Source organism: Pseudomonas poae (assembly GCF_001439785.1).
GTDB lineage: Bacteria > Pseudomonadota > Gammaproteobacteria > Pseudomonadales > Pseudomonadaceae > Aquipseudomonas > Aquipseudomonas poae.
The window spans coordinates 1-14,245 of record NZ_JYLI01000004.1; the positions used below are offsets into that span (position 1 = coordinate 1).

The 14,245-nt window shown below is 61.4% G+C and carries 8 protein-coding genes; 3 read left to right on the top strand and 5 right to left on the bottom strand.

The genetic code is table 11. The features are described 5' to 3' along the window. Positions 1 to 12 precede the first annotated feature (12 nt). Entirely contained in the window at positions 13 to 6,939 is a 6,927-nt protein-coding gene (locus TU75_RS05505) for an Ig-like domain-containing protein (protein ID WP_428838903.1), read from the top strand. 122 nt (positions 6,940 to 7,061) lie between these two features. Then, positions 7,062 to 7,400 (top strand): hypothetical protein, encoded by a 339-nt coding sequence (locus TU75_RS05510; protein WP_003237545.1) that lies wholly within the window; start codon positions 7,062 to 7,064, stop codon positions 7,398 to 7,400. 55 nt (positions 7,401 to 7,455) lie between these two features. Here the strand turns inward: TU75_RS05510 and lapD are convergent, their stop codons facing one another. Both lapD and lapG read right to left on the bottom strand, forming a co-directional pair. After that, a complete protein-coding gene (gene lapD, locus TU75_RS05515; protein WP_060548396.1) occupies positions 7,456 to 9,402 on the bottom strand; it encodes a cyclic di-GMP receptor LapD in 1,947 nt (648 codons plus the stop codon). An 11-nt stretch (positions 9,403 to 9,413) separates the two neighbouring features. Then, positions 9,414 to 10,130, bottom strand: a complete 717-nt coding sequence (gene lapG / locus TU75_RS05520; protein ID WP_015373535.1) for a cysteine protease LapG — start codon at positions 10,128 to 10,130, stop codon at positions 9,414 to 9,416. A gap of 266 nt (positions 10,131 to 10,396) precedes the next feature. Between lapG and bcsQ the strand changes: the two genes are divergently transcribed. After that, complete coding sequence (gene bcsQ, locus TU75_RS05525; RefSeq protein ID WP_003237538.1) at positions 10,397 to 11,341, top strand: cellulose biosynthesis protein BcsQ; 945 nt, start codon at positions 10,397 to 10,399, stop codon at positions 11,339 to 11,341. 240 nt (positions 11,342 to 11,581) lie between these two features. On the opposite strand, the gene TU75_RS05530 is transcribed toward bcsQ, so the two are convergent. From TU75_RS05530 to TU75_RS05540, 3 genes are read right to left on the bottom strand one after another with little or no spacing between them, the layout of a single operon-like run. Further along, the gene (locus TU75_RS05530) at positions 11,582 to 12,769 is read right to left on the bottom strand and encodes a methyltransferase (RefSeq protein WP_060548397.1); all 1,188 of its coding nucleotides are present in this window, start codon (positions 12,767 to 12,769) and stop codon (positions 11,582 to 11,584) included. Continuing rightward, on the bottom strand, positions 12,750 to 13,481 hold the full coding sequence (locus TU75_RS05535; RefSeq protein ID WP_003237534.1) for an ABC transporter permease: 732 nt from the start codon (positions 13,479 to 13,481) through the stop codon (positions 12,750 to 12,752). Before TU75_RS05535 ends, TU75_RS05530 begins: the two co-directional genes overlap by 20 nt. After that, the gene (locus tag TU75_RS05540) at positions 13,478 to 14,173 is read right to left on the bottom strand and encodes an ABC transporter permease (protein WP_003237533.1); all 696 of its coding nucleotides are present in this window, start codon (positions 14,171 to 14,173) and stop codon (positions 13,478 to 13,480) included. The genes TU75_RS05535 and TU75_RS05540 overlap by 4 nt, the downstream gene beginning before the upstream one ends. Positions 14,174 to 14,245: the final 72 nt, after the last annotated feature.

A 14,245-nucleotide genomic window follows, 5' to 3' on the forward strand; every position in this document is an offset into this window, starting at 1 on the left:
GCCACTGGCAATGTGTTGAGCAACGACGTTGACGTCGACAACATCCTGACTGTTGCCACTTTCAACGTGGGTGGCACCACGTATAACGCCGGCCAAACCGCAACTATCGCGGGTGTTGGCTCAATCAACATCGGTACTGATGGCGCCTATGCCTTCACGCCGGTCAAAGACTTCAACGGCGATGTTCCACAAATCGGCTACACCACCAATACCGGTTCGAGCAGTACCCTGGACGTGAAAATCGACGCAGTCGACGACGCAAGCGTCCTCAAAGCGGACACCGGCAGCGCGCTGGAAGACAACGTTGCCACTGGCAACGTCCTTTCGAATGACTTGGACGTCGACAACGTACTGACAGTCGCCACGTTCAACGTCGGTGGTACCAGTTACGCAGCCGGCCAGACCGCTGTTATCGCAGGCGTTGGCTCAATCACCATCGGTGCAGACGGCGCCTACGTCTTCACCCCAGTCAAAGACTTCAACGGCGATGTTCCGCAAATCAGCTACACGACCAACACGGGCTCAAGCAGCACGCTGGATGTGAAGATTGATGCGGTTGATGACGCAAGCGTTCTCAAAGCTGACACCGGCAGCGCCTTGGAAGATAACGTTGCAACGGGCAATGTGCTGAGCAATGACGTCGATGTTGATAACGTCTTGACCGTTGCGACCTTCAGCGTAGGTGGCACCACTTACAACGCAGGCCAGACCGCGAACATCGCGGGTGTTGGCTCAATCACCATCGGCACTGATGGCGCGTACACGTTCACGCCAGTCAAAGACTTCAACGGCGATGTACCGCAAATTGGTTACACGACCAACACCGGTTCGAGCAGCACGCTGGACGTGAAAATCGACGCAGTCGACGACGCAAGCGTGCTCAAAGCAGATACCGGTAGCGCGCTTGAAGATAACGTAGCCACTGGCAATGTGCTCTCGAATGACGTGGACGTAGACAACACCCTGACTGTCGCAACGTTCAACGTGGGTGGCACCAACTACGCAGCCGGCCAAACCGCCGTTATCGCGGGCGTGGGCAGCATCACCATCGGTGCAGACGGCGCGTACGCCTTCACGCCAGTCAAAGACTTCAACGGCGATGTGCCGCAAATTGGTTACACCACCAACACCGGCTCTAGCAGCACGCTGGACGTGAAAATCGACGCAGTCGACGACGCAAGCGTGCTCAAAGCCGACACGGGCAGCGCGCTTGAAGATAACGTTGCTACCGGCAACGTCCTTTCAAATGACGTGGACGTGGACAACGTCCTGACTGTTGCCACGTTCAACGTGGGTGGCACCAACTACGCCGCAGGCCAGACCGCCGTTATCGCGGGCGTGGGCAGCATCACCATCGGTGCAGACGGCGCATACGCTTTCACCCCAGTTAAAGACTTCAATGGCGATGTGCCGCAAATCGGCTACACCACCAATACCGGTTCAAGCAGCACGCTGGACGTGAAGATCGATGCAGTCGACGACGCAAGCGTCCTCAAAGCCGACACCGGCAGTGCGCTGGAAGACAACGTTGCCACCGGCAATGTGCTGAGCAACGACGTTGACGTCGATAACGTCTTGACCGTTGCGACCTTCAGCGTAGGTGGCACCACTTACAACGCCGGCCAAACCGCGACCATTGCGGGCGTCGGCTCAATCACCATCGGTGCAGACGGCGCGTACGCCTTCACGCCTGTTAAAGACTTCAACGGTGACGTGCCGCAAATCGGCTACACCACCAACACCGGCTCAAGCAGCACCCTGGATGTGAAAATCGACGCAGTTGACGACGCAAGCGTCCTCAAAGCCGATACCGGCAGTGCGCTTGAAGACAACGTTGCCACCGGCAACGTGCTGAGCAACGACAGCGATGTCGATAACGTTCTGAGCGTAGCCACATTCAGCGTCGGAACCGCTAGCTACGCTGCTGGCCAAACCGCCGTCATCACTGGCGTGGGCTCTATCACCATCAGCGCCAACGGTGCCTACACCTTCACCCCGGTCAAAGACTTCAACGGTGACGTACCGCAAATCGGTTACACCACTAATACCGGCTCAAGCAGTACGCTGAACGTGAACATGGTGGCGGTCAACGACGCACCGGTTGCCATCGCAACCACCGCAACGGGTACTGAAGACCCAACCAGCGGTATCGCCGTCAAGCTGAGCGCGACGGATGTAGATGGCCTGGCGAACGTGAAATCGTTCAGCGTTGGCACGCCAAGCAACGGCACCTTCTACACCGACGCGGCGATGACCACGAAAGTGACCGGCCCGATCACCGCCAGCAATGGCGAGGCGACCGTCTACTTCAAGCCAGCCACCGACTTCAACGGCACGGTGAAATTCACCTACACCGCGACCGACAGCGGCAACGCTGACGGCAGCAACGTGCTGACCTCGCCAGCGGTCAACGGCACCATCACCGTGACCCCGGTCAACGATGCGCCGGTCGCCATCGCAACCACCGCAACCGGTGCCGAAGACCCAACCAGCGGCATCGCCGTCAAGCTGAGCGCGACCGATGTAGACGGCCTGGCGAACGTGAAATCGTTCTCCGTTGGCACGCCAAGCAACGGCACCTTCTACACCGACGCGGCGATGACCACCAAAGTGACCGGCCCGATCACCGCCAGCAATGGCGAGGCGACCGTTTACTTCAAGCCGGCCACCGACTTCAACGGCACGGTGAAATTCACCTACACCGCGACCGACAGCGGCAACGCTGACGGCAGCAACGTGCTGACCTCGCCAGCGGTCAACGGCACCATCACCGTGACCCCGGTCAACGATGCGCCGGTCGCCATCGCAACCACCGCAACCGGTACTGAAGACCCATCCAGCGGTATCGCCGTCAAGCTGAGCGCGACCGATGTAGACGGCCTAGCGAACGTGAAATCGTTCTCCGTTGGCACGCCAAGCAACGGCACCTTCTACACCGACGCGGCCATGACCACCAAAGTGACCGGCCCGATCACCGCCAGCAATGGCGAGGCGACCGTTTACTTCAAGCCGGCCACCGACTTCAACGGCACGGTGAAATTCACCTACACCGCGACCGACAGCGGCAACGCTGACGGCAGCAACGTGCTGACCTCGCCAGCGGTCAACGGCACCATCACCGTGACCCCGGTCAACGATGCGCCGGTCGCCATCGCAACCACCGCAACCGGTACTGAAGACCCAACCAGCGGTATCGCCGTCAAGCTGAGCGCGACCGATGTAGACGGCCTGGCGAACGTGAAAACGTTCTCCGTTGGCACGCCAAGCAACGGCACGTTCTACACCGATGCAGCGATGACCACCAAAGTGACCGGCCCGATCACTGCCAGCAATGGCGAGGCGACCGTTTACTTCAAGCCGGCCACCGACTTCAACGGCACCGTCAACTTCACCTACACCGCCACCGACAGCGGCAACGCTGACGGCAGCAACGTGCTGACTTCGTCAGCCGTCAACGGCACTATCACTATCACGCCGGTCAACGACGCGCCGACCGCCACCAATGGCAATATCGCCAGCAACGAAGACACCCCGGTCGAACTGACCTGGGCCACCTTCGGCGTCAACGATGTGGACTCTGCCAACCCGAAAGTGGTGTTCACCAGCCTGCCTGCCGGCGCCATCGAGTACAAAGTCAACGGCGTGTGGACGCAACTGACCACCGCTGACCTGAAGACCGATACCTCGGCTGGCAAGGCGTTCAGCCAGGCCGACTTCGACAGCCATAATGTGCGCTACACCCCGGTGGCCAACGAGTCGGGCGATAACAGCTTCGGCGGCACTGGCGTGGGCAACAAGCAAAGCGACTACACCCAGCTGAAGTTCCAGGCCTACGACGGCAGCCTCTACAGCGACACCAAGATCATCACCGTGGATATTCACCCGGTGACGGACGTGCCGGTGGTAAGCCTGAGCCAATACGGCGCGGTGCCGACCGGTTTGACCCTGCAGACCTGGACTGGCGGCACACTGGCCAAGGACCTGGGCACCAACGGTAACGGCGTTGCGCAGTCCAGCGACCTGATCCGCGTGATCGACGCCAAGACCGCTGCCACCGCAGTCTCCACCGGTGTGGTCAGCAGCGTCAGCAACAGTAACGTGGTGGAAGGTACGGCGACCAAGGTCTCCGGCCTGATCTACCTGGAAGCCGGCAAGAGCTACAACTTTACCGGCACTGCCGATGACAGTCTGGCAATCACCGTGGGCGGCAAGCTGGTCGCCAGCGAGACCTGGAGCAAACAGGGCGGTGCGATTACCGGCACCGCATACACGCCAACCGAATCGGGTTACTACACCCTCGACATCTACCACTACAACCAGGCTGGCGCAGGCAACTACGACATCAATGTGTCGATCAACAACGGCCCGTCGATGTCGCTGGGCAACAGCGGCGTACAGACCTACACCGGCGTGGATGCCCTGAAGGCCGCAGGTGCGGTGCTGGGCGACAGTCATGTGGTCAATGGCGAGGGCTACTACACCGGCTACGTCTACAACCGTGGGCTGGAAGACACCACCATCAAGGTCGCGCCGATCACCACCACGTTCGTCGACAACGACGGCTCGGAATCCCACAAGGTGGAAATCAGCGGTTTGCCGGCCGGCACCGTGATCACCGACGGCACCAGCGGCCACAGCTTCACCTCGACCGGCGCTACCGCGTTCTACGATGTGAGCACCTGGAACCTGAAAACCCTGACGGTCACCCCGTTCAAGGACTCGACGGCCAGCTTCGACCTGACCGTGAAAGCCACGGCCACCGAACTGAGTACCGGCGTTGCAGAAGTCACCACCGGCAAAGTGAGCATCGTGGTCACTGCCGTCAACGACGCCCCGACCCTGGACCTCAGCACGGCCGACGGCGCGGTCGCCACTGGCTTCGCCGCCACCTACAACGAACGCAGCACCAGCGGCGTGGCGATTACCGGCAGCGTGGCCATCGGCGACGTCGACAGCAGCCAGATGCAGAGCGCGAGCATCACCCTCAAAAACGCCAGTGCCGGGGATCAATTGACCTCCGGCCTGGTGGCGGTGGGCGGCACCTACAAAGGCATCACCCTGACCAGCGTCGGCACCGACGTCAGCGGCAAGATCATGCTGAGCCTTTCGGGCGCGGCGGATGCGGCGACCTACAAGGCGCTGCTGGAGTCGTTCCAATATTCCAGCACCAGCAAGTACCCGGCCACCGGCGACCGTACCATCGAGGTCTCGGTGATGGACAACGAAGGCGGCAACAGCCTGAGTTCGAGCATCGCCACCAGCACCATCACCGTGACGCCGCAGGCTTACCTGGTGACCGAAGGCACTGGCGTGGCCGATGTCGTCAACTTGAGCAGTTCCTCGGTCAACAACGTGGTGGTCGGCGACAAGGCCGGCGTCGTTACCCAGGGCAGCAACTACAACATTGCGTTCCTGGTCGACACCTCGGGCAGCATCGGCACCACTGCCATGGACTCGATCAAGAACCAACTGGCCAGTGTGTTCAATACCTTGATTGCCAATGCCGGCAATAAAGACTCGGGCGTGGTGAAAGTGCTGCTGGTCGATTTTGACACGCGCATCGAATCTCAGGTCTCGGTCAATCTGGCCGACAAGGACGCTGCCAAAGCGGCCTTGCAGGCGGTCTTGACCCAAATGACCTCCAACTCCAGCGACATGACCAACTACCAGGATGCGTTCAACGCCGCCACCAACTGGTTCAAGAGCAGCGACGCCACCAGCAACAAGGGCGCGACCAACCTCACGTACTTCATTACCGACGGTTCGCCGAACGTATTTACCGAGGTGCACGGCAACCCTTACCTGGGAACGACCAGCTCGTTCTGGGGCTCGGATGTTTACTTCGACAGCGTGGTCAACAGCTCCAACTACGTGTTGGGCCAGGGCAACGCGGTCTACACCACCATCAACGGCTGGTCGCGGATGATTGTGGACGGTAATGGCAAGGTCTATTCCTACAACGGTTGGGGCCAGGCGATCTATGAAGGCACCGTTGTGGCGAACGCCAAGGGCGGCTTTGACGTGGCGGCGGTCTATCAGGACGACGACACCGCCCTGGCCAACGCCAAGGCGGCCTACGCCAACCTGGTCAACGCGGTGGACAGCAAGGTCGTGGTCGAGGCCATCGGCCTGGGGTCGAGCATCGATACCACGGTGCTCAAGCAGTTCGACACCGACAAGGTGGTTGCCACCATCGACACAGCTAAGCTGGCCGATGCCATCACCGGCCACACCGCCGATGCGGGCGCCGACAACCTCACCGGCGGCTCGGCCAACGACATTCTGTTCGGTGACCTGATCACCTACAAAGGCCAGGAAGGCAGCGCCGCGCTCAAGGCCTTCGCTGCCGAGAAACTGGCCACTACCGTCGACCACATCGACGACCGCACCTTGCACCAGTACATCACCGAGCACGTGCAGGACATCGGCGCACTGGCCAACGCGTCGAACATCTACGGCACCAAGGATGGCAACGACACCCTGATCGGCAATGCCGGCAATGACATTCTGTTCGGCCAGGGTGGTAACGACAGCCTCTCCGGCGGCGCCGGCAACGACATCCTGGTGGGCGGCAAGGGCGATGACGTGCTCAGCGGCGGTGCAGGTGCCGATACCTTCGTGTGGCTCAAAGGTGACACCAACACCAGCGGCGGCTTCGATCGCATCACCGACTTCAAGCACGGCGAAGGCGACAAGCTGGACCTGTCCGACTTGCTGCAAGGCAATAACGACAACAACCTGTCCAACTACCTGAAACTGACCACCGATGCCTCCGGCACCTCGACATTGAGCGTCAGCAGCGCCGGTACGTTCACCGCTTCGGGCGGTGGTACGGCCGATGTCACGATCAAGGTCGATGGCGCCAGCTGGGGCAACGGCAGCGCTGCGATCAATAACCTGATCGCCGGTGGCGACCTGACCGTCAAGCATCACGACTGATCACCCCGACGGCGCCAATCTTCGAAGATTGGCGCCGTCGGGCATCTGCTTCGGGAAAATCTGTGTAATCTCTGTGGGCGCCGTGCGCGGTGCCTGCAGGGATTTTTATTGGGAGAACCGTGATGTTCTACGTGCAACGCGATCAACATAGCGCGCTGGTTCGCGTCGAGGCGCAGGCCTTTGCCGAAGCCACCGAGACACTGCCGGCCGACCACCATGAAATCCAGGCGTGGTTCGCCGGTGATGCGGTGGACACCAGCCTCAAGCAGCTCAAGCAAAGCGACCTTGAGATGATTCGAGTGTTGGATGACTTGATTCAGGTGCTGATCACCAAGAACGTGATGAGCATCACCGACCTGCCACCGGCGGCGCAGGTCAAGTTTCTTGAGCGTACCCAGGCGCGGGCCGCGCTGGGCGGCTTGAGTGAGCTGATCAACGACGATGAAACCGGCTTGATCTGACCGCGGCCACCTCCTTTACGGCGTGACCGGCAAGGAGGCTCGAGGTATCAGCGCTTCACTTCCAGGGCGCGGGTTCGCCGACCAGTCGGCCTTGCACCCCTTCGATACCCATCTCGCGGATCACCCGCAACTCACCTTCGGTTTCCACGCGCTCGGCAATCAACGGCAGGTCGATGCTGTGGGCGGCGCGCTGGATCGCTTCGATAAAAAAGCGCTTGTGGCTTTCGTGGTCAATGGCGCGGATGTAGCTGCCGTCGATCTTCAGGTAGGCCAGCCCCAGGTTCGCCAGGTTGCCGATCATGCTGAAGCGCCCGCCGAAACGCTGCAGACCAAGGCTGAAGCCCAGGTTGCGCATGCGCCGGGTCATGCGCTCCAGCTCGGTCTGTTCGGGCACTTGCTCCTCGCCGATCTCCAGCGTCAACTGCGCGCCCAGCGTGGGGTGCTGGGCCAGGCGTTCGAATACCCGCTCCAGGGCTTGAGGATCCTGCAGGGTTGCGGCCGACAGGTTCAAGGCGGCCGACACGGGGTGCTGGGTCAGGTGCTTGATCACCAGGTCCAGCATCAGTTGATCGAGCCGCGCGGTCCAGCCGAAGCGTTCCAGCCAAGGCAGGAAGTGGCCTGCCGCGATGGTCTGGTCCTGGCTGTCGAGCAGGCGCGACAGCACCTTGTAATGCAGCACTTGTTGGGTGTCGCCGCTGCTCACCACCGGCTGGAAAAACAAGCGGAAGCGACCTTGCTTCAGGGCGTCATCGAGCAGGGTGTGCCAGCTGTGCGGGTCATCGCTGACGGTGCCGGTAACCTGATGCTCCAGGCACACCCAGCTCTGGCCGCCGCTGGCTTCAGCCTGGGTCAGCGCCTGGTCGGCCAGTATCAGCAGGTCGGCGGAGGCGTCGCCCGGGTTGTACGGCGCCAGACCGATGAAGGCCACGGTCGGCATGTCGGTGGCGCCGGTTTCGTGCAGGCTTTGCAGGGTTGCTTCCAGCGCCTGGGCCAGTTGCAAGGCTTCGTCGCGCACCAGCCCCGGGGCCAGCACCGCGAATTCGCCGCCACGGCTGCGGGTGATGAGGTTCTGGGTTTCCGGGTACTTGGCGCAGGTGCGCACCAGTTGCTGGCTGACCGCCTGCAGCAACTGGTCGGTACGTTGCCCGCCCAGGCGCTGGTTGAGGCCGCTCAGGTCGTTGACGCGCAGCATCAGCAGGTAGCCGGAGCTGGATTCCTCCAGATTGCTGACCCGCGATTGCAGCTGCATCTCGAAATAGCGACGGTTGGCCAGCCCGGTGAGGCTGTCCTGATACGACTCCACGCGCAGCTTCTCACTGCGTTCGGTCTGCTCATGGAACAGGGCCTTGAGCTTCTCCACCATCTGGTTCATCGCCTGCACGACACGGCGCAGCTCCGGGGTGCGCGGCAGGTCGGGCAGGCTCAGGAATTCGCGACGGGCAATCGCATGGGACTGCTCGACCATGTAGTCCAGCGGCTTCAATTGACGGCGCAGCAGCAGGGCGCCGAGTACCGCGCTCACCGCTCCGCATACCAGCAACCAGCCAAGGCTGCCCAGGGCGCTCTGCCAGAGTTTGGCCAGGGCGAACATCGGGTGGCTGACCACCTCGACCCGCGCCGCCTGCTGCCAGCCACGGCTGACGATGGCATCACCGCCGGCCGGTTCCAGGCCGATCATCTTCACGAACCACGCCGGCACATTGCTGGCATCCGGCTCGGCGGCGCGCTCCACCAGCACCTGGTTATTGCTCAGGTCCACCACGCGGATGCTGGCGTAGTAGCCGCTGTCGAAAATCGAGCTGACCATCAGCTCGGTCATCGCCGGGTCATCGATGTTCGGGGTCAGTGACAGGGCCAGCGCGGTGGCCGCGTCCTGAGCGTGGGAGCGCAGCTGATTGACGTACTGGGTACGCGAGCTCTCCAGGCTGACCATGAAGCTACCGCTGAACGCGACTATCAGGAACACGCAGATAGCGATCAGCAATTGTTTGAACAGTGACATCGTAGCTCCTGTTAATTGTCCGAACTGGCCGGAAACCCTTCAGCGGTCATTTTTTTCAACACATCCTGCCAGCGTGACAGGCGTTTGGTGTCACCGACTTTCTTGTTGCCTGCCGCGCCGGTCAGCCACAGGCCTTCGCCGTTGAAGGCATACACGGGGAGCAAATCCTGGCGTTGGCTGGCAGGCAGAATCGGGTCCATCAGGCTGTCGAGCACCAGGGGCATGGCCTCGGGGCTCGCATAATACGTCAGCACCATGTGCGCACGGTTCTGGCGCAAGGCCTTGACGTAGGTAATACGCAGTTTCTCGGCCGGCACGCCGAGGTGGCGCAGGCTGAAGTACTTGGCGATGGCGTAGTCTTCACAGTCGCCGGCGCCTTTCCACAGCGACTGAATGGGGGTTGCCCAGTAATCGACCTCGTGCCACAGGTCGATGTCTTCCTCGTAGTGCATCTGCCGGTTGAAGAACAGGTTGACCACCTTGAGTTGCTCGGCCTCGCTCACCTGTTTCTGGGTAGACAGCAACTGTTGCCACGCATCGATGCGCTGACGGCCGGCACCGAGCGGCCCGTAGAGCGTTTCGGCGCGTCTGCTGATCTGGCTGAAATCCCAATCGGCCAGCAAATCGCCCAGCAGTCCGCACGCCAGCAGCAGCGTGATGGCAACACCGGAGAGGATCCGAGGGAGTTTGAAGCGTAACGCCACTGCGATTACCCAGGCATGCAGCATGGAAGGTGCGGCAATGGTGAGGTGATACCATGCAAAAGACAATGGCACAGTGAAATCACTTTTGATGAAATACAGAAAGTGATCGTCATTTAATTGGCTATTTTCCACTCGTCTGAAAGGCTGCTGGCGATTTAATCAAAATAATGACACTTGCAAGGAGCTGTCGGAGAATGAACCCTCAAAATGCCTACAAAAAGACCTGCGGTGAAGCCAGTAACCTGCCGGCCTTTCACGTCTTTAAAGGGCGCTGTTAAGGAGCTCCGGCCATGAGCCGCACCGATTATCTGTTTGCCTTGTTCGGCAAAAGCGTTTCCCGCGATCCTGAGGGAAGAAACGCTCGGCTGCACTTCTTCGGCACCGTGCCCTTTGACGATGGCACGCGGGTAAACCAGAGAGATGGCTCGCATTACCGCAGCCATCCTCAGGAACGGCTCCAGGCGCAGGAGCAGACGGTCGCGCGCCCCATGGTGGTGGCGGTGGTATCGATCAATGGTGGCGTGGGTCGCAGCACGTTGGTCACGGCATTGAGCAGCGGGCTGCAACGACTTGGCGAGTCGGTGGTGGCCTTGGATCTGGACCCGCAGAATGCGCTGCGCCACCACTTCGGCGTAGAGGCCGAGCAACCCGGCCTGGGCCGTGCCAGCCTGCTTAATGCGCCCTGGACGAGCATTGTGCAATCGGGGTTTGCCGGGTGCCAGGTCATCCCGTTTGGCAACACCGACAGCCATCAGAAGGAAAGCCTGCAGCGCTGGCTTACGCGTGAGCCGAAGTGGCTGGCGCAGCGCTTGTCGGCACTGGCGCTGGATGAGCGCGGCCTGGTGATCATCGATACCCCGGCCGGCAACAACGTCTATTTGCAGCAGGCACTGAGTGTGGCCGATATCGTGCTGGTGGTCGCTCAGCCGAATGCCGCCTGCCTCGGCACCCTGGACCAGTTGGATGCATTGCTGACGCCGTGCCTTGAGCGCGCTCCGGGTTGCCACGTTGTGATCAATCAAATGGATGATAAGTCGGCGTTCAGCCTGGAGATGTTCGAGGCGTTCAAGCAACGTCTGAGTGACAGACCCGTTGAAGTGATCCACTACGATCCCTCCATCAGCGAAGCCTTGGCTTTCGCATCCGACCCTTTGGATAACACACGAGCGAGCCTGGCGGGCGACGATATCAACCGCCTGTGTCGCCGGTTGATTGCCCGTAAAAAGCGTCTGTAATTGCCGTTTATGCACGTAACGCCAGATGCTTATGCACAATGGCTCGGTGCCGCCTGTCATGAAACAGCCATGACGTGGCGCCGTCTGCGTGACGTTGCAACTGCCTGTTTTGCGTGCGTTTTATTATGTGAACAAAAAATGACCAGGGCGGCTTGCGGGCTGTAGGGTAGATGACTACAGCGTCTGTAAATATTTCATCAACAGAGTTATCCACAGGGCGCAGCGTATGAACGCTGCCCCTTAATCGTGCTCGGCCAGCAACATCAGGTTGCGCGGGGTCAACGAAGGTTCGCAGAAGGTGCCCACCTCGACGGCGTAGCCCTGTTCCTGCAAAAACAGCGCGCGATCGAGCACCAGCCAGACTTCCAGTGGCCGTCGAAACAGCCCACGCAGCAACTCCAGATTTCTGACCTCTGCCAGACGACGCCAGCCTTGCGCCTCCAGGGTTTCCCACGGTTGCTCTCCTGTGGATAAACCCTTGAGGCGTGCCAGCTCCTTGCAGTAGTCGGCGTAGGATTTGTCCAGCCAACTGGCAGGCAATGAGGGAGTGGCGAGGTAGGCGTCGACGCCACGCAGTTGCCGTTGCAGGTGGTCGAAGCCCAGGCGCCAGGCCATGGAGCGGTCGCGCTGCTGGCGCTCGCGCTTGCCGGCGGTCACGGTTTCGGTGAGAGGCAAGCCGAGGTCATCGACCGAAAGGTGCAAGGCCGAGGCGCGGCCTGCGCCGGACAGTGGCTGATAGCGCTCGGCATTGATGCGGTTATAGCAGCAAGGCGACAGGGCCAGTTGCTTGCAGCCGGCGGCGCTGGCCATTTGCAGCAGACGCACATGCAGGTCGCCGCAGGCGTGCAAGGCGATGGGCGTGTGCTCGGGGCCGATTGCCACGTCTGCCATCACGTCCTGCAGGCGGTGGGTGGCGGGCAGCCGATGGTGATCGCTCAAGGCTTGCCCGGCCGCGACTAGGGCCGGGTCGTATTCCAGGCACGTCAGCGCTTGCCCGGCGTGCAGCAGACGGCGGCCGAGGTGGCCTTTGCCCGCGCACCAGTCCAGCCAGTGCCTGGGCGTGTCGGCAAAGGGCAGGGCTGCGCCGAAGGCTTCGATCTGCTGCCACTTGCGGCCCGGTACGTCGACGTTCAAGCGAGAGCGGGCAGGCGCCAGAGGATGAATCGGTAACTTATCCACAGCGCTCAGTTGCAACGCTTGTCGCGCCAGCTGTGGAAACGGTGCCGGTGCGGGCAAATCATGGGGTTGGTTGTGGCTGTCTTGCGCCTCGCCCAGGGTGCGTTGGCGCAGCCACGCAGCGAGTTGCGGATGCTCGGTTTCCCAGGGCAAGTACCGATGAACAAAGGGCCGTGGTCGCCACAGCCCCTGGTGTTCGATCAGGAACGCATCCAGCGCGTGAAAGCGCGCCTTAACGTCCCTGGCAGGCATCGACGCGCAGCCAGCGTTCCAGCAATTTGAAGCCGCGTACCAGGATGTAGGCCATCAGCAGGTAGAACAGCCCAGCGGCGAAGAAGATCTCCACCGGCAAATAGGTGCGCGCGATGATCGTACGGGCCATGCCGGTCAGTTCCAGCAGGGTCACGGTGCTGGCCAGCGCGCTGGCCTTGAGCATCAGAATCACCTCGTTGCTGTACGCCGGCAGGCCGATGCGCGAGGCGCGGGGCAGTATGATGTAGAACAGTGTCTTCGGCCTGGACATGCCCAGGGCGCGCGCCGCTTCGATTTCGCCGGGCGGAATGGCCTGGATCGCGCCGCGCAGGATCTCGGCGATGTAGGCGGCGGTGTGCAGGGTCATGGTGGCGGTGGCGCACCAGAACGGATCGCGCAGGTACGGCCACATGAAACTGTGACGCACCGTGTCGAACTGCGCCAGGCCGTAGTACACCAGAAACAGCTGCACCAGCAGCGGCGTGCCACGGAAGAAGAAAATGTAGCCGTAGGGCAGGGCGCGCACGTACCACAGGCGTGAGGAGCGGGCGATACCGAGCGGGATGGCCAGCAGCAGGCCGGCGATGACGGCAATGGCCACCAGCTCAAGAGTCAGGGTGGCGCCCTGTGCCAGTTTGGGCAGCCACTTGATGATCACCGACCAGTTAAGGCCCAGGTCGAAGTGCGCCAGCCAGCTGTAGTCGCCGCTCATTGGGTGCTCCTTGCAAAGCCGCGGGCGGCGCGTTTTTCGAGGAAGTACATGCCGGTCATGGCCAGCACTGTGAGACCCAGGTACATGAACGCCGCGACCATGAAGAAGGTGAACGGTTGTTTAGTGACCGTCACGCCGATCTGCGCGTGGCGCATGATTTCTTCAAGGCCGATCACCGACACCAGCGCGGTGTCCTTCATCAGGATCATGAACAGGTTGCCCAGGCCCGGCAGGGCGATGCGCCACATCTGCGGCATGATCAAGCGGGTAAAAATCCGATACCTGGACAACCCCAACGCTACACCGGCTTCGCGGTGGCCCTTGGGAATGGCGAGTATCGCGCCACGGAACACTTCCGTTGCATAGGCGCCAAAGCACAGGCCCAGGGCGATGACGCCGGCGGCGAACGCGCTGAGTGACAGGTCGGGGATACCGAAGGTCTCGCCCAGGCTGCGCATCAGGTTGACGGTGCCGAAATAAATCAGCAGCACCCACAGCAGTTCGGGGATACCGCGCACGATGGTCGAGTAAGTACCGCCCAGCCATTGCAACGGCTTGTAGGGGGACGTCTTGGCCAGGGCGCCGGCAAGGCCTAGCACTAGCCCCAGGCACAGGGCGGTGAGCGCCAGTTTGACGGTCATCAGCGCACCGGCGGCAAGCGCGGGGCCGAATCCGTAGAGATCGAAATTCATGGTGTTTTCATATCGCGGCAGGCAAGGCAAAAGCCGGCGCGCTCAGGTGAGCGCGCCGGGCAGGCCGTTCAG

Coding starts and splice junctions, on each gene's coding strand:
- bcsQ (WP_003237538.1), top strand. CDS start 10,397: ATGAGCCGCACCGATTATCTGTTTGCCTTGTTCGGCAAAAGCGTTTCC.
- TU75_RS05535 (WP_003237534.1), bottom strand. CDS start 13,481: ATGAGCGGCGACTACAGCTGGCTGGCGCACTTCGACCTGGGCCTTAAC.
- lapG (WP_015373535.1), bottom strand. CDS start 10,130: ATGCTGCATGCCTGGGTAATCGCAGTGGCGTTACGCTTCAAACTCCCT.
- TU75_RS05530 (WP_060548397.1), bottom strand. CDS start 12,769: ATGCCTGCCAGGGACGTTAAGGCGCGCTTTCACGCGCTGGATGCGTTC.
- TU75_RS05540 (WP_003237533.1), bottom strand. CDS start 14,173: ATGAATTTCGATCTCTACGGATTCGGCCCCGCGCTTGCCGCCGGTGCG.
- lapD (WP_060548396.1), bottom strand. CDS start 9,402: ATGTCACTGTTCAAACAATTGCTGATCGCTATCTGCGTGTTCCTGATA.
- TU75_RS05510 (WP_003237545.1), top strand. CDS start 7,062: ATGTTCTACGTGCAACGCGATCAACATAGCGCGCTGGTTCGCGTCGAG.